The sequence below is a fragment of the Castellaniella sp. GW247-6E4 genome (genome assembly GCF_040276065.1).
In the GTDB taxonomy this organism is placed as follows: Bacteria; Pseudomonadota; Gammaproteobacteria; order Burkholderiales; family Burkholderiaceae_B; genus Castellaniella.
In genome coordinates this window covers 24977-50724 of record NZ_JBELOI010000001.1, presented here as the reverse complement: position 1 = coordinate 50724, position 25748 = coordinate 24977, and the positions used below count along the sequence as shown (strand labels likewise).

The following is a 25748-nucleotide window of genomic DNA, read 5'->3' as shown; positions in this document are numbered from 1 at the left end:
GCGAGTCGATCAAAGGATCCTCAAGCAAGTTTACGTATACGAACCCCTTGGCCAAGCCACACAATCGCCAATATGGCCAGCCCGACGCCGACATAAACGACATCAAAAGACAAGAACGAAACAGCGATTGCAAACATCAAGATATTGTCCAGCCTCGAATTGCGGGTACGCCAGAATCCGACCAGGCAGGCGGCCATGATGTAACAACTGGCCAAGGTCACGAGACTGTGCAGGACGATGATGTGCACCGGGCCTTCCAGCAGCAAGGCGGGACTGCGGACCAAGGCAAAGGCCACGAAAAAGCCCGCAAAGCTGTTCCTCAGCGCAATCCACCCGGTTTTCCAGACATCCGCCCCCGCGATCCCGGCCGCGACGAATGTCGCGAGCGCGACCGGCGGCGTCACCATGGAAAGCACGGCGAAATACAGCACGAAAAAGTGGATCGAGATCAGAGGCAGATCCAGGCTTTGCAGCGCCGGGACCGCCAGGATCGAGCCCATGATATAGGCCGCCGTCGTGGGCATGCCCATGCCCATGATGATGACCATCACCATGACGATCAGCAAGGACGGGACCAGGTATCCACCGGATATCGCCAGCATGAATCCCCCGAAGGTCAGACCCAGGTTCGTCATGGTGGCAATGCCCACAATAATGCCGGCGCCGGCGCAGGGAATCGCAACGGTCACCGATGCCTTGCCGCCGCTTTCAAGAGCGGATATGGAATCGCCGATGATTTCCCGTGCAGCCGCGCCGATGCTGCTGAACACGCCTTGACCGCCGCGGACTTTCCCATACAGCCTCGTCAGATAGCCCAGAATTATCGTCAGCACGACGGCGCGCAGCGTGGAGGTGCTGAGGGATCGGCCGACAAAAATATCGTAGACCAGGGAGACCACCGGTATGAACAGATAGAGGCGCAGGAAGGTGGACTTCCAGGTGACATTCAACTCTGCGGCCGAAACCCCCTTGATATTGAATTTCTTGGCGTTGTTGTCTATGACGAAAAAGAGCGCCGCATAATACAGCAGTGCGGGGATGATCGCGCTGATCGCAATATTTCGATAGGACTCCCCCATGAATTGCGCGATCAGAAAAGCCGCGGCTCCCATGACGGGGGGTATGATTTGCCCGCCTGTCGAGGCCGCCGCCTCGACCGCCGCGGCCTCCTCCGCGCTGAGGCCGGACTTGCGCATGGCGGGAATTGTAAAATTGCCGACGATGGCCGCATTGGCCGTCGCGCTGCCGCTGATGGCGCCGAACATGGTCGATCCAATGACCGCGACCTTTGCCATCCCCCCTCGAAAGCGGCCAACCAGCAAAGTCGCCAGATCGATGAACAGCTTGCCGCCGCCAAAAGTTTCCAGGAACGCGCCGAACAACAGGAAATACATCACCTGGGTATAGGACACGATGCTGGGAATCCCGAAAATGCCTTCATTCTGAAGCGTCTGCAATTCCAGGAACCGCCTGAAAAACGATGCCGTCAGGCCCCCGCCGTGCGCCAATGCGCCGATCCCGGGAAGCCCACGCATGCTGGTGCCCATGAACTGATAGACCAGAAACGCCAGAATGACGATGGTCAGCCCCCTGCCCAATAGCCGCCGCGTTGCCTCCACGACGAGAATCACCGTGAGGATGCCGACGACAAAGTCGCTGGTCATCACCGGATCCACGCCGGCGATGCGAGTCGTAATGCGACCTTGTTCCAGATAGAAATACAAGGCGATGGCGATGCAGGCCAATACACTGGCGACATCCAGCAGCCGCGCGCTCGAGTAGTGTCTGGCGTCCCGGCTCTTGATCAAGGGTTTGCTGATAAATACCAGAATCGCCGCAAACATGACGTGGATCGGAACCGCCACCATCAGGCTCAACGGCATGCCGTATACCACGTAAATCTGAAAACACGACCAGAGAATCGCAAATATCGAAAGCGGGTTGAAATATTTTTTCATGATGACAGCCTTTTATGCTTTCATCGGGTTTTGAATTGTGCAACCCGGGCTTGAATACAGGCCGATAATCGATGCGCTCCGCTGGAGAAAGGTGATTGGCATACGGTCAGCCGTCCGATCGCTCATGATTGATCAACATCGAAAGGGGTATCGGGACACAGCACCTCGTCGAGATCGACCTCCTGCTCGCCCGGAATCCTGACCTTGGTGAAGACATGCCCCTCGTAATGCACCGGGCGCGTGGCATCCAGGCCCATTTTGGCACTGAGGCCGTGCACGGTGGCGTCGTCGGCACCCTCGCCGTGCGAACGCGCATATAGCGTTGTGGACGGATCCAGCACGGACCCCTGGGCCCCGTGAACCACCACCAGGTCCCGGCTGGCCTGAAAGCGGGTCGCCACTGCCCATTCGACCTGCTGGGGATCATGGACGTCGACATCATCGTCCACGACCACCACGTGCTTGATATCGTAATGGGCGCCGAATGCGGCCAGGATCACGTTCTTGGGCAAGCCCTCGTGGGTTTTACGCAGCCTGACATACAAGTGATAGCGGCAGACGCCGCCAACCGACAGGTGGACATCCTGCACCTGTGGATGGCTGCCTCGCAGATGGCCCAGCAAGGTCGCCTCGCGGGGGATGCCCCCCAACAACAGATGCTCCATTTCGGCCGGCACGATGGTGTGGTAGATGGGTCTTTCCCGATGGCTGATCAGGTCGACCTCGATCACCTCGCGCTGCTCTTTTTCGCTGTAGTACTTTGGAAACTCGCCAAAGGGCCCCTCCGTATGGCGTTCCCCCGGCAATATGCGGCCCTCGATGACGATTTCCGAGCTCGCCGGCACCCGCACATCGTTGCTGAGGCATTTCACGACCTGCAAAGGCTGCGCATGCAAGGCGCTGGCGATTTCGAGCTCGTCATGATCGATCGGCGTAATGGCCTGGGAGGCCAGCATCGTCAGCGGATCCACCCCGATGACGACAGCCACCGGCAGCGCCTGCCCCGCATCCTCGGCCGCCTTATAAAAAGCATGCAGATGGCGCGGCAGCATCAGCAGGGCCATATGCCTTTCGCTGTGGACCTGAATACGGTTTATCGATACGTTCTGAACCCCCGTCACCGGATTGCGGGCAATCACCAGGCCTGCCGTGATGTAGGGCCCAGAGTCATGTTCGCTGTGGGTCGGGATGGGTAATAGACGCCGCACGTCGATGTCGCGGTGCACGACCTGCTGGCACGGGGCGTTCTTTTCGATTTCGACCCAGGGGCGGGGGTTTTCTGCCGCATGCCGATAGTGCGCAAGCAGTTCCGATTGCGAGACCCCCATGGCCTCGGCAATCCAGGCGCGCTTGGACATGAAGCCGGAAATAATGCCGATATCATGCCCGCCCGGTTTGGGGAAATAGGCAGCCTTGTCGCCATCCAGCCGCTTGGCAATCGCCGCCAGGCGATGCTCCAGGGAAATGCCTTCCTTGAGTACCGCAAGACGATCTGTTGCGGCCAGATGTCGAAGCCAATCACGCAGGCTGTCGAAGCTCTTTTCAACATGCAACGGTGCCATCCTTTCCTCCATTGCCACGATATTTTTATATATGCAACCACCTTGCCACTGCCCCGAGTCAATGCGGGTCAATATCGGCACCATCCTGTTTTGAACAGGTTTTTCTTTATCGACGGCCATCCGGTATTGGCCCATGAATGATTTTCAGCCTGCCGGGACTCGTCTCTCGTATACTTTTCGATCGGCCAGTCATATTTCCCAATCAAGCGGGAGGCCCGCCGGGGAAACACGGTGGTCGGGCCATTTCGGCCAGAGATCTCTTCAGCGATCCATGAATTCAGTCTACAGTCGGCTATCAATCAGCTCAAGTAATATATAATGATTGTATCTATCAATTATATTGATAATGGATCCATGTGAATTATTTCTAGTTCCGGAATATGCCTCAGCGGGTATGCTTCCGGGCACGAGGTTTTTATTTTCATAATCGCCCTCCATTTCACGAACGGGGGCTCCCGAAATAAACAGCGCGCAGGCCAACCCCGGGTTTTCGGCCGGCGGGCTGGAACGGCGGCGCTCTCCAGCGACCGATGAAATGCATGCCCAAGTTGAGGGGCGGTATCATAAGCACGGGCATATCGACGCCGCCAACGACTTGCCAGGGCGCAAGTCAGCCTGCAATCCGGCCGTAGAGATCGCCCAAGGCGACGCCACCGAAAGATCCCCTGCCCAACCCACCCGCCCTCGCGCCATGGCCAACACCGTCACCCCACCCAGCATCGATGCCTTTCTCGACACCTTGTGGCTCGAGGACGGCTTGGCGGACAACACCCTGGCGGCCTACCGGCGCGATCTCGCGGCCTTTGCCCACTGGCTGCGGACCGAGTCGGGGCGGTCCCCGGAATCCGCACGGGTCGAGGACATCCAGTCCTGGTTCGCGGCCCAGCACGCGCACAGCAAGGCCAGCACCGCCAACCGGCGCCTGGCGGCACTGCGCCGCTATTATCTGTGGGCCCTGCGCCGCGGCCTGTGCGCGCAGGACCCCTGTCTGGGCCTGCGCGGCGCGCGCCAGCCCGCCCGTTTTCCCAAGACGCTGTCCGAGGCCCAAGTGGAGGCGCTGCTGGCGGCACCCAACGTCGACAGCACGCTGGGCCTGCGGGACCGCGCCATGATCGAAACCCTGTACGCCACGGGCCTGCGCGTGAGCGAACTGGTCGGCCTGGCCGTCCAGAACACCAGCCTGAGCGACGGCGTGGTGCGCGTGGTCATGGGCAAGGGCGGCAAGGACCGCCTGGTGCCCCTCGGGGAAGAGGCCCTGTACTGGATCGAACAATACCTGGCCCGGGGCCGGCCCGCCCTGCTGGGCGAGCGCCTCTGCGACGCGCTGTTCGTGACGGGGCGCGGCGCGGGCATGAGCCGCCAATCCTTCTGGCTGCTGATCCGCAAATACGCGGCACACGCCGACATCCGCGTGCCCCTGTCGCCCCATGTGCTGCGCCACGCGTTTGCCACGCACCTGCTCAATCACGGCGCCGACCTGCGCGTGGTGCAGATGCTCCTGGGCCATGCCGATATTTCGACGACCCAGATCTATACCCACGTGGCGCGCGAACGCCTCAAGACGCTGCACGCGCAGCACCATCCGCGCGCCTGAGGCCCGTCGCCCCGCCAACACCCTAGAGCCTCGGCATCATGTCCAAAACCAAGCACACCTCGGAAACTCCGGCCACCCATTGGCTGCGCCAACAAAAGATCCCCTTCGGCGAGCATCCCTACGATTATGTGGATCACGGCGGCGCCCGCGAAGCCGCGCGCCAACTGGGGCTGGATCCGCACCAGGTTGCCAAGACGCTCGTCATGGAGGACGAGCACGCCCGGCCGCTGGTCGTCGTCATGCACGGCGACTGCGAGGTCTCGACCAAGAATCTCGCGCGCCAGACCGGCGTCAAAAAAATCGCGCCCTGCACCCCCGACACGGCTCAGCGTCATTCGGGCTACCAGGTGGGCGGCACTTCGCCCTTTGCCACGCGCAAGCGCATGCCAGTGTGGATCGAGGAAACCCTGATGGCATACCCCGCGATCTACGTCAACGGCGGCCGCCGCGGCTATTTGATCAGCGTCGCCCCCGACGCGCTGGCGCGGGCACTGGGCGCGCAACCTGTGCGCGTCGCGCTGGGGCACGACGAGGAGTGAGCCACAGGCCTGGCGTCTCCTGCAGGAATCGAACCTGCAATCTTCCCTTAGGAGGGGAAAGTTATATCCATTTAACTAAGGAGACAAGCCCTCCATTATAAAGGATCGCGACGCGAAACTCTCTTGGCTTGCGCGCCCTATACGACCATGATCGGCGCGCATTGTCTGCGATAATTGCAGGCCGCCCTGCTCTTCAAAAAACGCGTGGACGCGCATGTGAATTCGGCACGGGGTGCCCACGGCAAACTGTGCGCCCGAAGCTCGACGCCCACCCATCCGGAAAACCCGTCATGACTTGCCCTTTCGCCACCCTCGAATCGATGTTGGCCGACGAGTCCGCCACCGCCGCGCTGGCCGAGCGGCTCGCCCATTTGTTGCGCGGCCACGACACCCTGCCTCCAAGCCCGGGAGGCCGTATCCACCTGCGCGGAGACCTGGGCGCAGGGAAAACCACTCTTGCGCGCGCCCTGCTGAGGGCGCTTGGAGTCCAGGGTCGAATTAAAAGTCCAAGCTATGCTCTGCTTGAAAGCTATAACGTTTCTAACTTACACTGCTATCACTTTGATTTTTATAGATTTAGCGATGCCCAGGAATGGCAGGATGCGGGTTTTCGAGAATTGCTCGACGAAAATGCCGTCGTCCTGATCGAATGGCCGGAGCAAGCCGGGACCCAACTGCCGCCCCCGGACCTGGACATTCTGCTGGAATATGCCGGCACCGGCCGCCGCGCATCCATCGCCGCCTACAGCGACAAAGGACGACTATGGCTGAAGCAACTGACCCCGCCCGGCCCCTGAGCCACCAGGCCGATCCGCTGCGGCGCAAGCTGATTTCCGGCGGCGTCGCCCTGTTCCTGCTGCCCGTCATCCCGCGCCTTGCCCACGCCGCCACCATCCTGGCGGTGCGCACCTGGCCGGCTGATGAATACACGCGCGTCACGCTCGAGATGGACTCCGAGCTCAAGGCCGAGCATTTCGTGCTCGACGACCCGTTCCGCCTGGTCGTCGATATCGACGGCCTGAGCATGAACCGCGCCATCAACGAGCTGGTCTCCAAGGTCCGGCCCAACGACCCCTACATCCAGACCGTGCGGGTGGCCCAGAACCGGCCTAACGTCGTGCGCCTGGTATTCGACCTCAAGCAGGACATCGCGCCGCAAGTCTTCACGCTCAAGCCCGTGGGCGAATACAAATACCGCCTGGTGCTCGACCTGTATCCGAAAGTGGCCCAGGATCCCCTGCTGGCCCTGCTCAAGGACGCGCAAAACGATCCACTGGCGGGCATCCTCGACGAGTTGGCGCGCAGCGGCCCCTCCGAGGCACCGATCCCCTCGGTCGAAGGCCAGAAACTGCCGCCACCGGTGGCTCAGCAGGCGCCCGAGCCCACGGCGCCGCCACCCGCGGCGCCGTCCAGGCGCGACCGCCCCATCCTCATCGCCCTGGACCCGGGCCACGGCGGCGAGGATCCGGGCGCCATCGGCCGAGGCGGCACCCGTGAAAAAGACATCGTGCTACAAATCGCCAAGCGCCTCAAAGCCATGATCGACGCGCAACCCAATATGCGCGCCTATCTCACGCGCGACCGCGACTACTTCGTCCCCCTGAATGTGCGCGTGCAAAAGGCCCGCCGCGTCAAGGCCGATTTGTTCATCTCGATCCACGCGGACGCCTGGATCAAGCCCTCGGCGCGCGGATCATCGGTCTGGGCCCTGTCCCAGGGCGGCGCGACCAGCGCCTCGGCCCGCTGGCTGGCCAAGAAGGAAAACGACGCCGATCTGATCGGCGGGGTGAACCTCGGCGCCCACAATCAGCAAGTGGCCAAGGTCCTCCTCGACCTGTCCACCGGCGCGCAGATCAACGACTCGATCAAGGTCGGCACCCGGGTCCTGGGCGAGATCGGCAAGATCAACCGCCTGCACAAGAACCGCATCGAGCGCGCCGGATTCGCCGTGCTCAAGGCGCCCGACATCCCGTCGATCCTGGTCGAAACCGCCTTCATCAGCAACCCCGAAGAAGAGCGCCTGCTGCGCAGCGCCCAGCACCAGCAGCGTATCGCCACGGCGATGCTCGCCGGGGTGAAGGACTATTTCGCGGCCAGCCCCGCGCTGGCGCGCCGGGCGTAGGGCGCGCAGGACACTAGGGCACACCGCCGGGCGGGAATCACTTGCCCGCCGGCGCGCGTCGCAATAATTTCCACAGCACGCCCAGCAGCGCCGGCACCGCGGCGGCGCTCACGCCAATCAACACGATGGTGTTGAGGTGGTCCTTGATGATCGGCACATTGCCGAAAAAATAGCCCAGGGTGATCAAGCCGGCGATCCAGGCCACGGCGCCGATGATGTTGTAGAACTGAAAGCGCACGGCATTCATCGCGGCCACACCGGCCACGAAAGGCGCAAAGGTGCGGAACAGGGGCAGGAAGCGCGACAGCACGATGGTCTTGCCGCCGTGTCTTTCGTAGAACGCATGGGTCTTCAACAAGGCCTTGCGATCAAGGAAGCGATAGTCCTTCTCGAACACCTTGGGCCCGATAGCGCGTCCGACGCCATAGTTGACCGTGTTGCCCAGTATCGCCGCAGCCAGCAGGATCGCGCCCAGCACAACGGGATCGAGCAGCCCCGAGGCGCCAAAGGCCCCGGCGATGAACAGCAGCGAGTCGCCGGGCAGGAAGGGCAGCACCACCAGCCCGGTCTCGCCGAAAATGATGAGCGCCAGGATCAGATAGATCCAGGCGCCGTACTGCTCGACCCAGATGCCCAGGGACTGGTCGATATGCAAGACCAAATGAAAAAACTCCACAATGTCCGCCTCTGAGGTTGCGGCGCGCCGGCGCGCCGCATGCCACTATAGTTCGTTTTTCAAACATCCAGCGCAAACCGTTTAAACTGGCCGGATCATCATGCCCCTGCCGCCCGCCCCGATGTCCGACCGCCGCTCCATCGCCCCCCTGCCCGATACCCTGATCAGCCAGATCGCCGCCGGCGAGGTCATCGAGCGCCCGGCATCGGTCCTCAAGGAACTGCTCGAGAATGCGTTGGACGCCGGCGCGCGCGCCATCGAGATTCGCCTGGACGGCGGCGGCATCCGCCGCATTCTGGTGAGCGACGACGGATCGGGCATCCCGCCCGCCGAACTGCCGCTGGCCGTACAGCGGCACGCGACCAGCAAGATCCGCTCGCTGGCGGAACTGGAATCAGTGGCCTCGATGGGATTCCGCGGCGAGGCCCTGGCCTCGATCGCCTCGGTCGCGCGCCTGACGATCACCTCGCGCACCCCGGACGACACGCAGGCCTGGCGGATCGCGCCCCCCTCGATGACGCCCGAGGCGGCTGCCGGCCCGGCCGGCACGCGGGTCGAGGTGCGCCAGATATTCGACCACATCCCGGCGCGGCGGAAGTTTCTGCGCACCGAGGCCACCGAATACGCGCACTGTCTCGGCGCCATCGAACGCATCGCCCTGGCCCAACCCGAGGTCGCGATGCGGGTGTTCCACAACGACAAACCCCAGCGCAACTGGCCCCGCGCCAGTCCCCAGGAACGGATCCGCGATGTGCTGGGCGACGAGTTCGACGAGCAGAGCCTGCCGGTGTCGGCTATCCAGGGATTGATCGCGCTGGAAGGCCGCATCACCCGCCCGACCTTTGCGCGCAACCGCGCCGACCGCCAATACCTGTATGTGAACGGCCGCTACGTGCGCGACCGCACCGTCGCGCACGCCATCCGCCAGGCCTATGCCGATGTGCTGCACGGCGACCGCCAACCCGCCTACGTGCTGTTCCTGACGCTGGACCCCGCGACGGTGGACGTGAACGTGCACCCGGCCAAGCACGAAGTCCGTTTCCGCGACAGCGGGGCCGTCCACCGCTATGTCGCCCAGGCGCTGGGGCAGGCCCTGGCCCAACGCGGGGGCGCCGCGGTCTCCGGCCCCTCCGAGGCGCCGCCGGCGCCATCGACCGGCGACCCGGCCGCGCCAGCCTGGGACGCCGCCCCGCCAGCGGCCACCGGATACCGTCCCATCCCCCCGGCGCCGCCCCCACACGCCCAAACCCAGCAGCGCTTCAGCCTGAACGAGAGGCCGTCCGCCATCGACTGGCGGCAGCTCTATCAGCCTTTGGAAGGCGGCAAGCGGCCCGCGGCCCCTGCGCCCTTAGCGGCGCCCCATGCGACGGACCCTGGCGAGTTGCCGCTGGGCATGGCCCTGGGTCAACTGCACGGTATCTACATCCTCGCGCAAAACGCCCGAGGCCTGATCCTGGTGGATATGCATGCGGCCCACGAGCGCGTGGTCTACGAGGCCCTGAAGCAGGCGACCGACGGCGCGCCGCTGCCCGCGCAGGAACTGCTGGTGCCCGTGGTGTTCAGCGCCAGTGCCACCGAGGTGGCGCTGGCCGAGGCCGAGTGCGAGACCCTCGATGCCCTGGGCCTGCGCATCCGACCCACCGGCCCGGGTTCCCTGGCGGTGCGCGCTGTGCCCGCCCTGCTGGCGCAAGGCGACATCGAGGCGCTCGCGCGCGGCGTCCTGGCCGATCTCGAGCGCATCGGCCATTCGGCGCGCCTGACCGAGCAGCGCAATGAACTGCTGTCCACGATGGCCTGCCATGGCGCGGTGCGGGCCAACCGGCGCCTGGGGATCGACGAAATGAATGCCCTGCTGCGCCAGATGGAGCGCACCGAACGCGCCGACCAGTGCAACCATGGACGGCCCACCTGGTTTCAATGGAGCATGGGCGACCTGGACAAGCTGTTCATGCGGGGCCAATGAGAAAAACGCCCAGTCCCGTGCTCCCGACGGCACGGGAGGCCGCGGCCCCAGCGCCTGACAGCGTCGCCCCCCCGGCCCGCACCCTGGTCTGCCTGGCCGGCCCCACCGCCTCGGGCAAGTCGGCCACCGCGCTCGCACTCGCGCGGCGCTGGCCCGTCGAAATCATCACGATGGACTCGGCAACCCTCTATCGCGGCATGGACATCGGCACGGCCAAGCCCTCGGCGCAGGAACGCGCGGCGGTGCCCCACCATCTGCTCGACATCCGCGACCCGTCCGAGACCTATTCGGCGGCCGAGTTCGTGCGCGAGGCCGCCGGCCTGGTCCGGGAGATCTCGGACCGCGGACACATCCCGCTGCTATGCGGCGGCACCATGCTGTACTACAAGGCGCTGCGCGAGGGCCTGCACGAACTGCCGCAGGCCGACCCGGTGCTGCGCCGGGCGATCGATCAAGAAGCGAGCGACCGGGGCTGGCCCGCCCTGCACGCCGAGCTTGCCCGCGTGGATCCGCAGACCGCCGCCCGCCTGGCGCCCAGCGACAGCCAGCGTCTGCAGCGCGCACTCGAGATCTGGCGCGGCAGCGGACGCAGCATGACGCAATGGCTGCATGATCGGCCAGCGGCCCCGCTGCCCGGCTGGCGGCACGTCACGCTCAGCCTGGAGCCCGGGGACCGCGCCTGGCTGCACGCCCGCATCGCCCGGCGCTACGGCGCCATGATCGACGCCGGCCTGGTGGACGAGGTGCGCGCCCTGCATGCGCGCGGCGACCTGCATCCCGGCCTGCCCTCGATTCGCTGCGTGGGTTACCGGCAGGTGTGGGATTTCCTGGAAGGGCGCGCCACCCTCGACCAGGCGGTCGAGCGGGCCATCGCCGCCACCCGTCAGTTGGCCAAGCGCCAGCTCACCTGGCTGCGCGGACTGCCCCACCGCCAGGTCATCGACTGTCAGGCGGAGGATGCCGCGGCGCGCGTGGTCGACGCCTTTGCATGCCTGCAAGGCCCCGCCGGGCCCGGCTAGCGCGCGGGTGCCTTCGGCCCGGAACGGGCAAGAGGGCTCAGATCACCACCGTGCGGGCCGCGCCGGGGGCGTGTTCGACGATGGTGCCCAGGGCATAGACGATTTCGCCCTGGGCACGCAGGGTGGCGGCAATGGCGTCGGCCTGCCCGGGATCGGCCACCAGCACCATGCCGATGCCGCAATTGAATACGCGTGCCATTTCCTGATCCTCGACGGCACCCGCGCGCTGCAGCCAGGCAAAGAGCTCGGGCATGGTCCAGGCCTCGCGATGCAGCTCGGCCGCGAGGCCCGCGCGCAGGATGCGGGGCACGTTTTCCAACAGGCCACCACCGGTGATGTGGGCCAGGCCCTTGATGGCGCGGCCGTGCGCGGCCAGCGCGGCCAGCACCGGTTTGACGTAGATGCGGGTGGGTTCCATCACGACGTCGCCCAGCGGACGGCCACCCAGGTCCTGGTCGGGGCGCGCGCCGGCATGGTGGAGGATCTTGCGCAACAGTGAATAACCGTTGGAATGCGCGCCGCTGGAGGCCAGGCCGAGCACGGTGTCGCCGACCTGGATGGCGGCGCCGTCAATGATCTCGGATTTCTCGACCGCACCGACGGCAAAGCCGGCGAGATCGTATTCCCCTTCGGGGTACATGCCAGGCATCTCGGCGGTCTCGCCGCCGATCAGCGCGCAACCCGCCAGCTCGCAGCCGCGTGCGATGCCCCCCACGACCCGCGCCGCCGTGTCTACAGAGAGCTTGCCGCAGGCGAAATAATCCAGGAAATACAGCGGCTCGGCACCCTGCACGAGAATGTCGTTGACGCTCATCGCGACCAGGTCGATGCCGACCGTGTCGTGCCGCTGCCAATCGAAGGCCAGGCGCAGCTTGGTCCCCACGCCGTCGGTGCCTGACACCAGCACGGGCTGGCGCAAATGCGTGGGCAGCTCGAACAGGGCGCCAAAGCCGCCGATACCCGCCATGACGCCGGGACGCATCGTCCGGGCGGCCAGCGGCTTGATGCGATCAACCAGCGCGTCGCCGGCATCGATATCGACCCCGGCATCGCGGTAGGTCATGGGAGCAGAGGATTGATGAGTCATGAGAAAAGCCGCCAGATGTGCAAGAATTGCATGTTTGGACAATCAGAAACCTCGATTTTACGATGAACTTCCCCCTGGCATGACGCAGCAACTGCTACTGGATATCCTGCCGGCGTCGCCACCCACCCTGGACGGTTTCGTGATCGGGGCCAATCGGGCGAGCCTGCGGGCCGTGCGCGAGCTCGCACCCGGACGCGCCCTGTACCTCTGGGGCGGCGCGGGCTCGGGCCGCAGCCACCTGCTGCGCGCGAGCGCCCTGGCCCACGAGGCGCCATATTTCGCAGCGCCGGCCCATGCGGGCGAATTGCGGGCCTTGGCGACCGACGAGGATCGCCGGCTGCTCCTCGTCGCGATCGACGATGTGGGCGAACTCGCCGCCGAGGCGCAGGCCGCGCTCTTTGCCTTGTACAATCGCTGGCGAACGGCGGCGGGCACGCCCGAGGCCTTTGCCCTGCTGCTGGCGGGCGACCGGGCACCCATGGCCATGGCCTTGCGCGAGGATTTGCGCACGCGCCTGGGCTGGGATCTGGTCTACCGCCTCGAACAGCTCTCGGACCAGGATCGCGCGGCGGCCCTGCGCGAGCGCGCCCAGGCGCGCGGCCTGCGGCTGAGCGACGAGGTCCTGGGCTGGATACTGACACACTACGACCGCGACATGGGACGGCTGGCCGCGCTCGTCGACGCGCTGGACCGCTACTCGCTGGCCCGCCATCGTCCCATCACCCTTCCCCTGCTCAAGGACCTTTTGGCCGACGCGCAGCAACTCCCGAGGACGCCATGACCACGACGCCCCAAACCCTGGCCCTGTTCGATCTGGACCACACCCTGCTGCCCTTCGACAGCGACTACCAGTGGGCGGATTTCCTGGCCCGCACCGGCCGCGCCGGCGACCCCGACGCGGCCCGCAGGCGCAACGACGACCTGATGCACCGCTATAACGAAGGCACCCTCAGCGCCCAGGAGGCCGCGGATTTCATGCTGGGTTTGCTGAAGCTGGCGCCGCCCGACGAGCTGGCCCGTTGGCACGAATCGTATATGGCCGAGGTCGTGCACCCCGGCATCCTGCCCGTGGCGCAAGACTTGGTGGCCCGCCATCGCGACGCCGGGGCGCTGTGCGCGATCGTCACCGCCACCAACGAGTTCGTCACCGCTCCCATCGCCCATGCCCTGGGCATCCCCCACCTGATCGCCACCGTGCCCGAACGCGATGCGCGCGGCGGCTATACCGGCCGCATCGCGGGTACGCCCAGCTTCCAGGCAGGCAAGGTGCTGAGGGTGCGCGCATGGCTCCAGGCGCAAGGATTCGAGCTCGAGGGATTCGGCGAATCCTGGTTCTACAGCGACTCGATGAATGATCTGCCGCTGCTCGAGGCAGTCAGCCATCCGGTGGCGACCAACCCCAGTCCCGCCCTGCGGGCGCTGGCCGATACCCGTGGCTGGTGCGTGCTCGACCTGTTCGAGGACATGCGGGATACAAAGTCATAAAATACCGCCCATATGCTCAAGCAGACCATCAAGAAATTCGTATCGCGCCTGCTCGCGGCGCCACCCGGCGGACCCGAACGCCTGGCGCGCGACAAGCACGGGATCGACCGGCGCCTGGTTTCACGGCACGCCATCAAGGTCTGCGAGGTCCTCAACCAGCATGGCTTCGACGCCTACATCGTCGGTGGCGCGGTCCGCGACCTGATCGTCGGGCTCGCGCCCAAGGACTTCGACGTGGCCACCAACGCCACGCCCAACCAGATCCGTCCGCTGTTCCGGCGCGCGCGCATCATCGGCCGCCGCTTCCAGCTCGTGCACGTGGTGTTCGGCCAGGAGGTGATCGAGACCTCGACTTTTCGCGCGCCCTCCTCGGGCAACCAGGAAACCGACGAGCACGGCCGCATCCTGCGTGACAACGAGTTCGGCACCCACGAAGAAGACGCCGCACGGCGCGACTTCACCATCAACGCGCTGTACTACGACCCACTCAAGGAGGAAGTCATCGACTTCCACCAGGGCGTGGCCGACCTCAAGAACCGGGTGATCCGCATGATCGGCGATCCCGAGACCCGCTACCGCGAGGATCCGGTGCGCATGCTGCGCGCGATGCGCTTCGCCGCGAAACTGGGCGCGCGCATCGATCCGCCGACCGAGCAGCCCATTGCGCGCCTGGCCGGCCTGATCGAGCACGTACCCTCCTCGCGCCTGTTCGACGAGACGCTCAAACTCCTGACCTGTGGCCACGCCATGGATTGCCTGCGGCAATTGCGCCGCTCCGGCCTCACTCAGAGTCTGATGCCCCTGATCGATCGGATCTTCGAGGAGCAAGGCGGCGAGGACTTTGTCGAGATCGCGCTTTCGCGCACCGACGCGCGCGTGCGCGCGGGCAAGACCGTCAGCCCCAGTTTCTTGTTCGCCGCGCTCTTGTGGCGCCTGGTGTCCAAGCGCTGGCAGGCCATGGCGGCCGAAGGCATGCAGCGCAACGAGGCGCTGATCCAGGCCGCCGACTCGGTGATCGACGAGCAGACCCACAAGCTCGCCATCCAGAGGCGCTACCAATCCGACATGCGGGAAATCTGGCTCATCCAGGCCCGCTTCGAGCGCGCGACCGTGCGCTCGATCTGGCGGCTCATCGAGCAGCCGCGGTTCCGCGCCGCGGTGGACTTCCTGCAATTGCGCGCCGAAGCCCGCGAGGTCGACAGCGTGCTGGCCCAATGGTGGATGGACCTGGCCGACAGCGGCGACGAGCGCCGCAGCCAGATGATCGACGCCTGGCAGGCCGGCCACTCGGGGGCGCGCAGCGCACCCGCCAGCCGGCGCCGGCGCAAACGCCGACCCCGCACGGGCGAGGGCGCCGGCCAATCCGAACCCCAGGATTGACGCCCCCGCAATAATCGCCCATGGCCGAGCCGACCGACTCCACGCGCGCGCCCCCTGTCGATCTCTATATCGGCCTGGGCGCGAACCTGGGCGATGCCGCCGACGCGGTGCGCCGGGCGGCGGCCCGGCTTGCGCAAACGCCGGGGATCCTGGACCTGCGCCTCTCGCCCCTGTACTGCAGCGCGCCCATCGACTCGTCGGGGCCCGACTACGTCAATGCCGTGGCGCACGCACGCACCACGCTCGACCCGCAGGCCGTGCTGGCCGTCCTGCAGGCCATCGAGCAAGTGCACGGGCGCGAACGCCCCTACCGGAATGCCCCCCGCACCCTGGACCTGGATCTGCTGCTGTACGGTCGCCGGCGGGTGGACACAGCCAATCTGACGGTGCCGCACCCCAGAATGCACGAGCGCGCGTTCGTGCTGAGACCGCTCGCCGACCTGGCCCCGGGCCTGATCCTCGCGCAGGGCCATCTCGAGGATCTGCTGGCCGCCTGCGGCGACCAGGCGATACGGCCACTCGACCAACCCGCCCCCTAGGCCGCCTGCTGGCCGAATGTCGCCGCCGCTTCCCGGATGGCCTCGGGCGCGACATCGCGCACATGCGTGGCGATCGCCCACCTGTGCCCATAGGGATCGACCACCGCGCCGTAACGATCACCCCAGAACATCTCGGCAGGCGGCATCAGCGCGATGGCGCCCGCCTTTACCGCGCGATCGAACGCCGCGTCCGCGTCCTCCACATAGAGATGGAGCGTGACCGGCGTGCCCTTGAGTGTGACGGGACTGCTCGCCTGGCACTCGGACGATTCCTCCATCAGCATCACCGCTGAATCCCCGATCCGCAGGCAGGCGTGGAGCAGGCGCCCTTGAGAGTCGTCCAGACGCACCATCTCGCGGGCCCCGAAGGCCTGCTTATAGAACTCGATCGCCCCCGCAGCGTCCGCGCACACCAGATGGGGCGTCAGTGTGTTCATGTCGGGCGGAACGGGGGTGAGCCGCGAAGCGCCATCGGGCCGCAGATGCATGATTGCCTTGCCCGTCTGAATATCGAAGGGGAAGGAAAAATGCTCATGAGCGATCCGCCAGTGCTTGCCCTCCCGCCGAAACCCGGTGCTCATGCGACTCCAGAACTCGCGCCCGTCGAGGCCACCGGTGCATCCCACCAACCCGTGCGCATAGCCGATATCGCCGCCGGCATTGAGCACCAGATCTTGCATGCGAAAACCTATCCCCGCCTCCGGGCACATATCGAGACAGGCGCGCCAATGCTCGCGATAGGCCTCGCGCCCCACAAAGCGCAAGGCCTGGATGGCGTCATAGGCCACCACATCGGGCGCGTAGCAGGCCATCAGGGCATCCAGGTCGCGCCGCTGCGAGGCCTGGATCCACTCGTCCAGGACCGCGCGCAGGGCCGCTTGGCCCGTATCATCTCGAATAGTCGTCTGCATTTGTGTGTCTCCTTTGGTTCGTCATGCCCGGCGGGCACGGACACAGGACGCGGGATCATCCGCTCCAGAGTCGGACTGTACCGTTATTTAATCCTAAAAAACAACTAAAAAATCATTTATTAGGATTTTATGGTATGCTGTAACACATGGGTACGAAACGAAGCTACGGGGACGGTTGCGCGGCCGCGCACGCGCTGGACCTCATCGGCGAACGCTGGGCTCTGCTGATCGTGCGCGAACTCCTGCTCGGCCCCAAGCGATTCACGGACTTGCGGGCGGGCCTCAAGGGCATCAGCGCCAACGTGCTCTCCCAACGCCTCACGGAACTCGAGGCCGCGCTGGTCGTGACGCGGCGCCGCCAGCCGCCGCCCGCGGCCGTCATGGCCTACGAACTGACCGCATGGGGTCGCGAACTCGAACCCATCCTCCTGCAGTTGCTGCACTGGGGGGTCCGCTCGCCCGCCTTCACGCGCGGCAGCCCCCTCAACACCGATTCCATGGTCCTGTCGTTTCGCGCCCTGTTCGACCCCAAGGCGGCCGCCGGCCGGGATGCCTGCGTGACGCTTGTCCTGGACGGGCAGCCGTTCACCGCCCGCGTCCACGCGGGAACCCTCGATGTCCGCCGCGCACAGCCCGTGGCGCAAACGTCGGCGAGCCTGCGCACCGATCCGACCACGCTGCTGCATCTCGCCTATGGCGCCGCAAGCCTGGACGCAGCGCTGGGCGAGGGCCGGGCCGCCCTCGCCGGCGAACGGCGCGCAGTTGAAAATTTCCTGGGATGCTTCTCGGTGCCGCGCCCCGTGGGCGCCGGCGAGCCAGGGCCCGCCGACGCCGCCGCACCGGCGGAACCGACCGCCGCCCAAGCTCACTGAGCGCACGTCACGCGCCACGCCGGGCGGGAATACAGGCGCGATGGTGGTTTACACTGGCGTCCATCGTTCGCTCTCGAGGACCTCGCATGCCACCACGCCTCATCCGGCTGGTCGTCGCCTACACGGACAATCGCGTGATCGGGCGCGACAACGCCATGCCCTGGCACTTGCCCTCCGATCTGGCACATTTCAAACGCAGCACCCTGGGGTGTCCCATCATCATGGGCCGCAAGACCTGGGCCTCGCTCGGCCGACCGCTGCCAGGACGCAGGAACCTGGTGCTCAGCCGCGAAGCCGGGTTCACGGCACCAGGCGCCGAGGCGATGCCCTCACTCGAGGCCGCCCTGGCCGCTTGCGCGGATGCGCCGGTGGTCTGCATCGTCGGCGGCGAACAGGTCTTTCGCCTGGCCCTGCCCCTGGCCGATGAGCTCGTGGCGACGGAAATCCATGCGGCAATCGAGGGCGACACCTGGTTTCCCGAACTGCCCAAGGCGCAATGGCGCGAAGTCGAGCGCCTGGCACAGCCCGCCGAGAACGGGCTGACCTACGATTTCGTCACCTACCGCAGGGCCTGAGGCCCCGCGCGCCGAGGCGCGCGCGCGGCATCCCTGAAAAACCGCCACAAGCGCGGATGCCCGGAATAGGCCACATTGAAGCGAAACCAGCCCTCGTCGCGGCCCTCCGGATCGAAATAGGCCCCTGGCGCCAGCCAGATGCCGGCCTCGAGCGCGCGGGCCGCCAGCCCGACAGCGCCCTCGGTGCCGGACGGCGGGTGGCGCGACCGGGCCCACAGGAACAGGCCTGCCCCGGGCTCGGCGTAGATCTCGAAATCACTCTGGACCATGGCCTCGCAGACCTGGTCGTGGGCCTGACGCAGGCGCTCGCGCACGCCGCGCATATAGGTGCCGTGACGACCGTCGCGCAGCACGTGATAGACCGCACGCTCCATCATCTCGGCCGAGGTCAGCCCCAGGGACATCTTGGTGCGCGCGCACTGGCCCAGCAATTCCTCCGAGCACAGCAGGTAGCCCACCCGCATCGATGGCATGACGCTCTTGGCAAAGCCCGAGACATACACGACGCGGCCCGTGCCGGCGAGCGCCGCCAACAGGGGCGCGGGCTCGAGCAGCAGGTCGCGCGACACGTCGTCCTCGACCACCACAAAGGCGTGACGCTCGGCCATCTGCAGCAAGCGGAACGCGCCCGCCATCGTGAACGTCGCCCCGGTCGGATTCTGCAGCACCGTGGTCACGAACACGGCCCGGACCGGATGCTCGCGCACCAGGCGCTCGAGGGTCTGCTCACACACTCCCTCCGGGGTGCGCGGCACGCCGTGCACCACGACCCCGCTCAGCGCCAGGATCTGCAAAAGGTTGGCATAGCAGGGCTGCTCGACCGCCACATGATCGCCCGGGCGCAGCAGCGTGCGCACGACGATGTCGAGAGCCTGGGTCGCGCCGTGCGTCAGCAGGATCTGGCCCGCCCCGGCCTCGAGCCCGTGCTCACCCAGCCGATGGGCGATGTGCTCGCGCAAGGGGTGGTAACCCAGGGGATGACCATATGAGGCCATCTGGCTCACGGGAACGCGGCCGAGCTGGCGCAGCGCATGCTGCAAGCCCGCCTCGTTGTGCCAGTCGGGCGGCAGCCAGCCGCAGCCCGCCTTGATTGAGATGGAGTGGTCGGCGAACACATCCGACAGCAGCCAGGTTGGACCGATCCGGGGGGGCACCCAGGTCGCCGGCGGCGCGCCCACCGCGCGCCGCCGGCGCGCGACGCGAAAGTCAGCGCCCGGGCGCGACTGCAGCAGGCCCTGCGCCACCAGTCGGTTGTAGGCGGCCATCACGGTGAACGTGCTCACCCCATGATCCCGGGCAAATTGCCGCACCGAAGGCAACACCATGCCCGGGCGCAGGCGGCGTTCACGGATCGCCCGCTCGAGCGCGCCGGCCGCCTGATCGACCAGCGAAGGCGCGCGTTTACGATCGCGATCGGGCTCGAACAGGATCATTCCGCCCTCTCCGGCCCTGCATTGGTCATTTCCGGCACCCTCTATAAACAATACAGTTACATTATTAGAATCAATACAGTTATCCAGCCATCCTACCACTGTATATGTATTTCCCCCAAGGGGCAGCACAGAATGGGACGACCATTTTTCGTCTCTGTATCCTTCGATCGCGAGGCCCCCATGAGCACCGACACCCTGACCGCCACGGATTTGTCCAATCTGTGGATGCCTTTCACCGCCAACCGCCAGTTCAAGGCGCATCCCCGGATGCTGACTGGCGCCAAGGACATGCACTACACGGCCGCCGACGGCCACCAGGTCCTCGACGGCACCGCCGGCCTGTGGTGCGTGAACGCCGGCCACGCCCGCCGGCCCATCATCGAGGCCCTGACCCGCCAGGCGACCGACCTGGACTACGCGCCCAGCTTCCAGATCGGCCACGAGGATTCCTTCCGGGCCGCTACTGAGGTCGCGGCGCTGATGCCCAAGGGCATGGATCGTATTTTCTTTACCAATTCGGGTTCCGAGTCGGTGGACACCGCCCTCAAGATCGCCCTGGCCTACCACCGGGCGCGCGGCGAAGGCCAGCGCACACGCCTGATCGGCCGCGAGCGCGGCTACCACGGCGTGGGCTTTGGCGGCATCTCGGTCGGCGGGATCTCGCCCAACCGCAAGACCTTCTCGGGCGTGCTGCTGCCGGGCGTGGACCACCTGCCCCACACGCACGACCTGGCCCACAATGCCTGGTCGCGCGGCCAACCAGCATGGGGCGAGCATTTCGCCGATGCCCTCGAGAGCATCATCGCGCTGCACGACGCCTCGACCATTGCCGCCGTCATCGTCGAACCGCTGGCCGGCTCCACCGGCGTGCTGCTGCCCCCCAAGGGCTATCTGGAGAAATTGCGCGCCATCACCGAAAAACACGGCATATTGCTGATCTTCGACGAGGTCATCACCGGCTTCGGACGCCTGGGCGCCGCCACCGCCAGCGACTTCTTCGGTGTCACCCCCGATCTCATCACCATGGCCAAGGGCATCAGCAACGCCGCCGTGCCCGCCGGCGCGGTCGCGGTGCGCCGCGGGATTTACGACGCCATTCTCGAAGCCAGCGCGAGCGGCATCGAGTTCTTCCATGGCTACACCTACTCGGCGCACCCCATGGCCACCGCGGCCGTCATCGCGACCCTGGGCATCTATCGCGACGAAGGGCTGTTCGAGCGCGCGCACGCAATGTCCAAGCCCTTCGAGGACGCGGCGCACGCACTCAAGGGCACCCGCCACGTCATCGACGTCCGCAACCTGGGACTGGTCGCCGGCATCGAGCTCACGCCGCGCGAAGGCGCGCCCGGCGCGCGCGCGGCCGAGGTCTTCTCGAAATGTTTCGACCGCGGTGTCCTGGTGCGTTACACCGGCGACATCATCGCGATCTCACCCCCGCTCATCATCGACGAAGCACAAATCGCGCAGATCTTCGGCACGATCAGCGAGGTCCTGAAGACCGTGGACTAAGCGCCACCGCAGCCCCCCTCACGCGGGGGCGGCCGCTGCCGAAAGCCGGTCCGCGCCACGCGCGGACCGGCTTTCTTTTCAGGCGGGCTCGGTCTGAGCCTGTGCCTCGTCGGCATACTCGGACATCGGCGGGCAGGCGCAGCTCAGATTGCGATCGCCCCAGGCATTGTCCACACGCGAAACCGGGGGCCAGTACTTGCGCTGGGCAAGGCCCGGCACCGGATAGGCGGCCTGCTCACGGGTGTAGGGATGGGTCCACTCGGCCGTCAGCAGGGCTTGCGCGGTATGGGGCGCGTTGCACAACAGGTTGTCCTCGGCGCCATGTTCGCCGCTTTCGACGGCGGCGATCTCTCGCCGGATGGCGATCATCGCCTCGATGAAGCGATCGAGCTCGGCCAAGCCCTCGGATTCGGTCGGCTCGACCATCAAGGTCCCCGCCACCGGGAAGCTCATGGTCGGCGCATGGAAACCATAGTCCATCAAGCGCTTGGCGATGTCCTCGGCGCCCACCCCGCTGGCGTCCTTGATCGGGCGGATGTCCAGAATGCACTCGTGGGCCACCCGGCCATTGGCGCCCGCGTACAGAATGGGATAGTGCGGCGCCAGGCGGCTGGCCAGGTAGTTGGCGTTCAGGATGGCTACCTGAGTGGCGTGGCGCAGGCCCTCGGCGCCCATCATCGCGATGTACATGTACGAGATGGGCAGGATGCTGGCCGATCCGAAAGGCGCGGCCGAGACGGGGCCCGACTGCCCGGCGGGCAGTCGGCCATCGGTGCCGACGATCCCCGGCAGATAGGGCGCCAAGTGTGCCCGGGCCGCGACCGGGCCCACGCCCGGGCCACCGCCGCCGTGGGGTATGCAAAAGGTCTTGTGCAGGTTCAGGTGCGAGACATCCGAGCCAAAGCGCCCGGGGCGCGCCACCCCCACCATCGCGTTCATATTGGCCCCGTCCAGGTAGACCTGGCCGCCGGCGTCGTGGATCAAGGCGCAGATCTCGGTCACCGTGGTCTCGAACACCCCATGGGTGGACGGGTAGGTGATCATCAGCGCCGCCAGGCGGTCGCCAACCTGCGCGATGCGGGCGCGCAGGTCGGCCATGTCGATATTGCCGTTGTCGTCCGAGGCCACGACCACCACATCCATGCCGGCCAATTGAGCCGAGGCCGGATTCGTGCCGTGGGCCGAGGCGGGGATCAGACAGATGTTGCGCTGGAACTCGCCATTGGCCCGATGGTAGCCGCGGATCGCCAGCAGGCCAGCGTACTCGCCTTGGGCGCCGGAGTTCGGCTGCAAACTCACGGCATCGTAGCCGGTGATCTCGCACAGGGCTGCCGACAGGCGGTCGATCAGCTCTTGATAGCCCTGGGCCTGCCCCGCCGGCGCAAAGGGATGCATGTTTCCGAATTCCGGCCAGGTGACGGGAATCATCTCGGCCGTGGCGTTGAGCTTCATCGTGCACGAGCCCAGCGGAATCATGGTGCGGTCCAGGGCGAGGTCCTTGTCCGAGAGTTCGCGCAGATAGCGCAGCATGTCGGTCTCGGAGTGGATGCGCGAAAAGGCCGGATGCGGCAGGATGGGGCCCGTGCGGCGGCAGGTCGACGGGATGCCATCGCCGACCGCCTCGAAATCGGGCGCGGCGCGGGCTACGCCCAGGCCGGTGGCCAGCACGCCGATCAGGATCTCGAGATCCTCGGCCACCACCGTTTCGTCTAGAGAGATCGCCACGCTGATGTCATCGACGGCCCGCAGATTGATGCCGCCGGCCACCGCCGAGTCCAGCACCGCCTGGGTGCGGGCACCGGTTTGCAGGTGCAGGGTATCGAAATAGCCCGCGTTGAGCACCGTCACGCCCATGGCGCGCAGAGCGGTCTCGAGCTGCGCCGTGTGTGCGGCCACGCGGCGCGCGATGCGGGCGATGCCCGCGGGGCCATGCCAGACCGCGTACATGGCGGCCATGATGGCCAGCAGCACCTGCGCGGTACAGATATTCGACGTGGCCTTTTCACGGCGGATGTGCTGTTCGCGCGTCTGCAAGGCCAGGCGCAGCGCTGGCTGGCCGGCCGCATCCTGCGACACCCCGACCAGGCGGCCCGGCAGATTGCGCTTGTAGGCGTCCTTGCAGGCCATGAACCCGGCATGCGGACCACCGTAGCCCATGGGCACACCAAAGCGCTGGGCCGAACCCACCGCGATGTCCGCGCCCCACTCGCCCGGAGGCGACAGCAGCGCAAGGGCCAGCAGGTCGGTGGCCACCGCTACGATGGCCCCCATGCCATGAGCCTGCTCTGCCACCGAGCGATAGTCGGCGACACCGCCCAGGCTATGCGGATACTGCAGCAGCACGCCGAAGCATTCGGGCAGCCCCTCGGTCTCGTCGCCCACGATGAGCTCGATCCCCAGGCCCTCGGCGCGCGTGCGCACGACTTCGAGCGTCTGGGGATGCACGTGGCATGAAACGAAGAAATCCTGGGACTTGGCGCGCGACACCCGCCGCGCCAGAGCCATGGCCTCGGCCGCCGCCGTGCCCTCGTCGAGCAGCGACGCGTTGGCGATGTCCAGGCCGGTGAGATCCGCCACCATGGTCTGGAAGATCAACAGCGCCTCGAGCCGGCCCTGCGAGATCTCGGGCTGATACGGCGTGTACGCCGTGTACCAGGCGGGATTCTCGAGGATGTTGCGCAGGATCACATGCGGCACGTAGGTGCCGTAGTAGCCCTGGCCGATGTAGCTGCGCAACACCTGGTTGCGCTCCGCGACGGCCTTGAGCTCGGCCAAGGCCTCGACCTCGCTGCGCGGGCCCGGGAGATCGAGATACGGCGCCTCGGACAGAATGCTGTCCGGCACCACCTCGCGCACGAGCGCTTCCAGGTTGGAGGCGCCGATGGCCTGCAACATCAGGCGCTGGTCGTCGTCGGAAGGCCCGATGTGGCGGGCGATGAATTCGGAGTGCGTGTCGGTGTCGCGCGACATAATGGACCTCTGGGCTGCGGTTCGAAAAGACGGATCAGACTTGTGCCTGGTAGGCGGCGGCATCCAGCAGGCCATCGACGTCGGCCGCGTTGTCGGGCCGGATCTTGAAGATCCACTGGTCGTAGGCCGCCTCGTTGATCAAGCTGGGCTGATCGGTCAGGGCCTCGTTGAAGGCGACGATCTCGCCGGCCACCGGCGCATAGATGTCGGAGGCGGCCTTGACCGACTCGATCACGGCCGCGGTGTCGCCTGCGGCAAGCGTGGCGCCCACCTGCACGTCGCCGACGAACACCAGGTCGCCGAGCTGGTCCTGTGCATCGTCGGTGATGCCGACTAGGAAGACGTCGCCCTCGGCCTTGACCCATTCGTGCGAGGAGGTGTATTTACGATCGGAAGGAATGGACATGATGTACCCCGTGGTTAGTATTGGTGATGCTGGTTAGGGATGAAACGGGCTGGCGCAACTCAGACCAGGACTTGGCCGTTGCGCACGAAGGGAGGCCGGACGACCTCGGCGGGCAGGTGCTTGCCGCGGATCTCGACCTCGACGCGCTCGCCGGGCTGGACGCCGGCCGGCACCCGGGCCAAGCCTATGGATACTCCCATGGTGGGCGACATGCTGCCACTGGTGATTTCACCATCGCCAGCAGCCGTGCGGACCTTCATGTGGCCACGCATGATGCCGCGCTCGAGCAGTTTCAGGCCGACCAGGTCGCGCGTCTTGTCCGCTGCCTCGAGCGCCGCGCGGCCCACGAAATCGCGGCCAGCATCCTTGAACGACACCGTCCAGGCCAAGCCGGATTCCAGGGGATGGACAGTCTCGTCCATGTCCTGACCATACAGGTTCATGCCCGCCTCCAGGCGCAGCGTATCGCGCGCGCCCAGACCGCAAGGGTGCACGCCGGCGGCCGACAGCGCATTCCAGAAGGCCTCAATACCGGAGGCAGGCAGGACCACCTCAAAGCCATCCTCGCCGGTATAGCCGGTGCGCGCCACCAGGGTACCCTCATCGATGCGCGTGCCGGTGAAGGGCTTGAGTTCCTCGGTCGCGGCCCGCCATTCTGGGCGCACGCGCCACACGATCTCGCGGGCCTGCGGCCCCTGGATGGCGATCATCGCCAGGTCGCGGCGTGGCGCCAGCACCACCTCGGCCTCCCAGGCCGCCGCCTGCTCGCGCATCCAGGCGAGGTCGCCTTCCGCCGTTCCGGCATTGACCACCAGCCGCCAGCTGTCGGTGGCGAAAAAATACACCAGCAGATCGTCGATGACTCCGCCGTCGGGACGCAGCATGCAGGTATACAGAGCCCTGCCCGGCTGGCCGACGATGCGTGCCACGTCATTGGCCAGCAAGCGGCGCAGATAGTCCAGGGCACCCGCGCCGCTCACGTCAATGTTGAGCATGTGCGAGACATCGAACATCCCGGCGGCCTGCCGCACGGCATGGTGCTCCTCGAGTTGGGATCCATAGGACAAGGGCATGTCCCAGCCGCCGAAATCGACCATTTTGGCGCCCAGGGCGACGTGGACTGCGTGCAAAGGGGTGTGCGAAGGCAT

General features: G+C 66.1%; 22 protein-coding genes, 1 tRNA gene and 1 pseudogene. 13 read left to right on the top strand and 11 right to left on the bottom strand.

Annotated elements, in window-relative coordinates; translation table 11 throughout:
* Positions 1 to 20: 20 nt before the first annotated feature.
* Both ABS761_RS00220 and ABS761_RS00215 read right to left on the bottom strand, forming a co-directional pair.
* Entirely contained in the window at positions 21 to 1958 is a 1938-nt protein-coding gene (locus ABS761_RS00220) for a TRAP transporter permease (RefSeq protein WP_350405877.1), read from the bottom strand.
* Between the two features lie 122 nt (positions 1959 to 2080).
* Positions 2081 to 3520, bottom strand: coding sequence for a UbiD family decarboxylase (locus ABS761_RS00215; protein WP_350405876.1), 1440 nt, complete (start codon positions 3518 to 3520; stop codon positions 2081 to 2083).
* A 691-nt stretch (positions 3521 to 4211) separates the two neighbouring features.
* Between ABS761_RS00215 and xerD the strand changes: the two genes are divergently transcribed.
* Together xerD and ybaK are read left to right on the top strand one after the other, a co-directional pair.
* Positions 4212 to 5114: a site-specific tyrosine recombinase XerD gene (xerD, locus tag ABS761_RS00210; RefSeq protein WP_350406594.1), complete on the top strand. Its 903-nt coding sequence runs from the start codon at positions 4212 to 4214 to the stop codon at positions 5112 to 5114.
* A gap of 38 nt (positions 5115 to 5152) precedes the next feature.
* Positions 5153 to 5653, top strand: a complete 501-nt coding sequence (gene ybaK / locus ABS761_RS00205) for a Cys-tRNA(Pro) deacylase (protein ID WP_350405875.1) — start codon at positions 5153 to 5155, stop codon at positions 5651 to 5653.
* A 10-nt stretch (positions 5654 to 5663) separates the two neighbouring features.
* On the opposite strand, the gene ABS761_RS00200 is transcribed toward ybaK, so the two are convergent.
* A tRNA-Arg gene (locus ABS761_RS00200) sits at positions 5664 to 5738 on the bottom strand.
* A 205-nt stretch (positions 5739 to 5943) separates the two neighbouring features.
* Between ABS761_RS00200 and tsaE the strand changes: the two genes are divergently transcribed.
* Together tsaE and ABS761_RS00190 are read left to right on the top strand one after the other, a co-directional pair.
* On the top strand, positions 5944 to 6450 hold the full coding sequence (gene tsaE / locus ABS761_RS00195; protein WP_350405874.1) for a tRNA (adenosine(37)-N6)-threonylcarbamoyltransferase complex ATPase subunit type 1 TsaE: 507 nt from the start codon (positions 5944 to 5946) through the stop codon (positions 6448 to 6450).
* A complete protein-coding gene (locus ABS761_RS00190; protein WP_350405873.1) occupies positions 6417 to 7775 on the top strand; it encodes an N-acetylmuramoyl-L-alanine amidase in 1359 nt (452 codons plus the stop codon). Before tsaE ends, ABS761_RS00190 begins: the two co-directional genes overlap by 34 nt.
* 37 nt (positions 7776 to 7812) lie before the next feature.
* Here the strand turns inward: ABS761_RS00190 and ABS761_RS00185 are convergent, their stop codons facing one another.
* Positions 7813 to 8454 (bottom strand): VTT domain-containing protein, encoded by a 642-nt coding sequence (locus ABS761_RS00185; protein WP_350406593.1) that lies wholly within the window; start codon positions 8452 to 8454, stop codon positions 7813 to 7815.
* Positions 8455 to 8572: 118 nt separating this feature from the next.
* Here ABS761_RS00185 and mutL point away from each other — a divergent pair, with 118 nt between their 5' ends.
* Both mutL and miaA read left to right on the top strand, forming a co-directional pair.
* Complete coding sequence (gene mutL, locus ABS761_RS00180; RefSeq protein WP_350406592.1) at positions 8573 to 10414, top strand: DNA mismatch repair endonuclease MutL; 1842 nt, start codon at positions 8573 to 8575, stop codon at positions 10412 to 10414.
* A complete protein-coding gene (miaA, locus tag ABS761_RS00175) occupies positions 10411 to 11433 on the top strand; it encodes a tRNA (adenosine(37)-N6)-dimethylallyltransferase MiaA (RefSeq protein WP_350405872.1) in 1023 nt (340 codons plus the stop codon). The genes mutL and miaA overlap by 4 nt, the downstream gene beginning before the upstream one ends.
* 37 nt (positions 11434 to 11470) lie before the next feature.
* Here miaA and purM read toward each other — a convergent pair whose 3' ends face one another.
* Positions 11471 to 12520, bottom strand: a complete 1050-nt coding sequence (gene purM, locus ABS761_RS00170) for a phosphoribosylformylglycinamidine cyclo-ligase (protein ID WP_350405871.1) — start codon at positions 12518 to 12520, stop codon at positions 11471 to 11473.
* Between the two features lie 79 nt (positions 12521 to 12599).
* On the opposite strand from purM, the gene hda reads away from it, so the two are divergent.
* From hda to folK, 4 genes are read left to right on the top strand one after another with little or no spacing between them, the layout of a single operon-like run.
* Positions 12600 to 13301 carry a DnaA regulatory inactivator Hda gene (gene hda, locus ABS761_RS00165; protein ID WP_350405870.1) on the top strand — a complete coding sequence of 234 codons (702 nt, stop codon included), beginning with the start codon at positions 12600 to 12602 and terminating at the stop codon, positions 13299 to 13301.
* Positions 13298 to 14005, top strand: coding sequence for an HAD family hydrolase (locus ABS761_RS00160; RefSeq protein WP_350405869.1), 708 nt, complete (start codon positions 13298 to 13300; stop codon positions 14003 to 14005). Before hda ends, ABS761_RS00160 begins: the two co-directional genes overlap by 4 nt.
* A gap of 12 nt (positions 14006 to 14017) precedes the next feature.
* The gene (gene pcnB, locus ABS761_RS00155) at positions 14018 to 15385 is read left to right on the top strand and encodes a polynucleotide adenylyltransferase PcnB (RefSeq protein WP_350405868.1); all 1368 of its coding nucleotides are present in this window, start codon (positions 14018 to 14020) and stop codon (positions 15383 to 15385) included.
* Positions 15386 to 15405: 20 nt separating this feature from the next.
* Positions 15406 to 15924 carry a 2-amino-4-hydroxy-6-hydroxymethyldihydropteridine diphosphokinase gene (folK, locus tag ABS761_RS00150; protein WP_350405867.1) on the top strand — a complete coding sequence of 173 codons (519 nt, stop codon included), beginning with the start codon at positions 15406 to 15408 and terminating at the stop codon, positions 15922 to 15924.
* Here folK and ABS761_RS00145 read toward each other — a convergent pair.
* Positions 15921 to 16412, bottom strand: a complete 492-nt coding sequence (locus tag ABS761_RS00145; RefSeq protein WP_350406591.1) for a VOC family protein — start codon at positions 16410 to 16412, stop codon at positions 15921 to 15923. The genes folK and ABS761_RS00145 overlap by 4 nt on opposite strands.
* 36 nt (positions 16413 to 16448) lie before the next feature.
* Positions 16449 to 16835, bottom strand: a pseudogene (locus ABS761_RS00140) (YybH family protein); the annotation flags it as partial.
* 146 nt (positions 16836 to 16981) lie between these two features.
* Between ABS761_RS00140 and ABS761_RS00135 the strand changes: the two are divergent.
* Together ABS761_RS00135 and ABS761_RS00130 are read left to right on the top strand one after the other, a co-directional pair.
* Entirely contained in the window at positions 16982 to 17707 is a 726-nt protein-coding gene (locus ABS761_RS00135) for a winged helix-turn-helix transcriptional regulator (RefSeq protein WP_350405866.1), read from the top strand.
* Positions 17708 to 17793: 86 nt separating this feature from the next.
* On the top strand, positions 17794 to 18282 hold the full coding sequence (locus ABS761_RS00130; RefSeq protein ID WP_350405865.1) for a dihydrofolate reductase: 489 nt from the start codon (positions 17794 to 17796) through the stop codon (positions 18280 to 18282).
* Here ABS761_RS00130 and ABS761_RS00125 read toward each other — a convergent pair.
* The gene (locus ABS761_RS00125; RefSeq protein ID WP_350405864.1) at positions 18267 to 19715 is read right to left on the bottom strand and encodes an aminotransferase-like domain-containing protein; all 1449 of its coding nucleotides are present in this window, start codon (positions 19713 to 19715) and stop codon (positions 18267 to 18269) included. The genes ABS761_RS00130 and ABS761_RS00125 overlap by 16 nt on opposite strands.
* A 180-nt stretch (positions 19716 to 19895) precedes the next feature.
* Between ABS761_RS00125 and aptA the strand changes: the two genes are divergently transcribed.
* The gene (gene aptA / locus ABS761_RS00120) at positions 19896 to 21224 is read left to right on the top strand and encodes an omega-aminotransferase AptA (protein ID WP_502881347.1); all 1329 of its coding nucleotides are present in this window, start codon (positions 19896 to 19898) and stop codon (positions 21222 to 21224) included.
* A gap of 78 nt (positions 21225 to 21302) precedes the next feature.
* Here aptA and gcvP read toward each other — a convergent pair whose 3' ends face one another.
* The 3 genes from gcvP to gcvT are packed head-to-tail and all read right to left on the bottom strand — an operon-like array spanning position 21303 to position 25748.
* Positions 21303 to 24194, bottom strand: a complete 2892-nt coding sequence (gene gcvP / locus ABS761_RS00115) for an aminomethyl-transferring glycine dehydrogenase (protein ID WP_350405863.1) — start codon at positions 24192 to 24194, stop codon at positions 21303 to 21305.
* A 34-nt stretch (positions 24195 to 24228) separates the two neighbouring features.
* The gene (gene gcvH / locus ABS761_RS00110; RefSeq protein WP_350405862.1) at positions 24229 to 24600 is read right to left on the bottom strand and encodes a glycine cleavage system protein GcvH; all 372 of its coding nucleotides are present in this window, start codon (positions 24598 to 24600) and stop codon (positions 24229 to 24231) included.
* Positions 24601 to 24659: 59 nt separating this feature from the next.
* Complete coding sequence (gcvT, locus tag ABS761_RS00105) at positions 24660 to 25748, bottom strand: glycine cleavage system aminomethyltransferase GcvT (RefSeq protein ID WP_350405861.1); 1089 nt, start codon at positions 25746 to 25748, stop codon at positions 24660 to 24662.

What these genes read in the sequence shown, in the direction of transcription:
- pcnB (WP_350405868.1), top strand. Translation starts at nt 14,018, where the DNA reads ATGCTCAAGCAGACCATCAAGAAATTCGTATCGCGCCTGCTCGCGGCG.
- purM (WP_350405871.1), bottom strand. Translation starts at nt 12,520, where the DNA reads ATGACTCATCAATCCTCTGCTCCCATGACCTACCGCGATGCCGGGGTC.
- gcvH (WP_350405862.1), bottom strand. Translation starts at nt 24,600, where the DNA reads ATGTCCATTCCTTCCGATCGTAAATACACCTCCTCGCACGAATGGGTC.
- gcvP (WP_350405863.1), bottom strand. Translation starts at nt 24,194, where the DNA reads ATGTCGCGCGACACCGACACGCACTCCGAATTCATCGCCCGCCACATC.
- ABS761_RS00220 (WP_350405877.1), bottom strand. Translation starts at nt 1,958, where the DNA reads ATGAAAAAATATTTCAACCCGCTTTCGATATTTGCGATTCTCTGGTCG.
- ABS761_RS00145 (WP_350406591.1), bottom strand. Translation starts at nt 16,412, where the DNA reads ATGCATCTGCGGCCCGATGGCGCTTCGCGGCTCACCCCCGTTCCGCCC.
- ybaK (WP_350405875.1), top strand. Translation starts at nt 5,153, where the DNA reads ATGTCCAAAACCAAGCACACCTCGGAAACTCCGGCCACCCATTGGCTG.
- miaA (WP_350405872.1), top strand. Translation starts at nt 10,411, where the DNA reads ATGAGAAAAACGCCCAGTCCCGTGCTCCCGACGGCACGGGAGGCCGCG.
- mutL (WP_350406592.1), top strand. Translation starts at nt 8,573, where the DNA reads ATGTCCGACCGCCGCTCCATCGCCCCCCTGCCCGATACCCTGATCAGC.
- ABS761_RS00190 (WP_350405873.1), top strand. Translation starts at nt 6,417, where the DNA reads ATGGCTGAAGCAACTGACCCCGCCCGGCCCCTGAGCCACCAGGCCGAT.
- tsaE (WP_350405874.1), top strand. Translation starts at nt 5,944, where the DNA reads ATGACTTGCCCTTTCGCCACCCTCGAATCGATGTTGGCCGACGAGTCC.
- ABS761_RS00160 (WP_350405869.1), top strand. Translation starts at nt 13,298, where the DNA reads ATGACCACGACGCCCCAAACCCTGGCCCTGTTCGATCTGGACCACACC.
- ABS761_RS00130 (WP_350405865.1), top strand. Translation starts at nt 17,794, where the DNA reads ATGCCACCACGCCTCATCCGGCTGGTCGTCGCCTACACGGACAATCGC.
- ABS761_RS00215 (WP_350405876.1), bottom strand. Translation starts at nt 3,520, where the DNA reads ATGGCACCGTTGCATGTTGAAAAGAGCTTCGACAGCCTGCGTGATTGG.
- folK (WP_350405867.1), top strand. Translation starts at nt 15,406, where the DNA reads ATGGCCGAGCCGACCGACTCCACGCGCGCGCCCCCTGTCGATCTCTAT.
- ABS761_RS00135 (WP_350405866.1), top strand. Translation starts at nt 16,982, where the DNA reads ATGGGTACGAAACGAAGCTACGGGGACGGTTGCGCGGCCGCGCACGCG.
- ABS761_RS00125 (WP_350405864.1), bottom strand. Translation starts at nt 19,715, where the DNA reads ATGATCCTGTTCGAGCCCGATCGCGATCGTAAACGCGCGCCTTCGCTG.
- xerD (WP_350406594.1), top strand. Translation starts at nt 4,212, where the DNA reads ATGGCCAACACCGTCACCCCACCCAGCATCGATGCCTTTCTCGACACC.
- aptA (WP_502881347.1), top strand. Translation starts at nt 19,896, where the DNA reads ATGAGCACCGACACCCTGACCGCCACGGATTTGTCCAATCTGTGGATG.
- gcvT (WP_350405861.1), bottom strand. Translation starts at nt 25,748, where the DNA reads ATGCCTTCGCACACCCCTTTGCACGCAGTCCACGTCGCCCTGGGCGCC.
- hda (WP_350405870.1), top strand. Translation starts at nt 12,600, where the DNA reads ATGACGCAGCAACTGCTACTGGATATCCTGCCGGCGTCGCCACCCACC.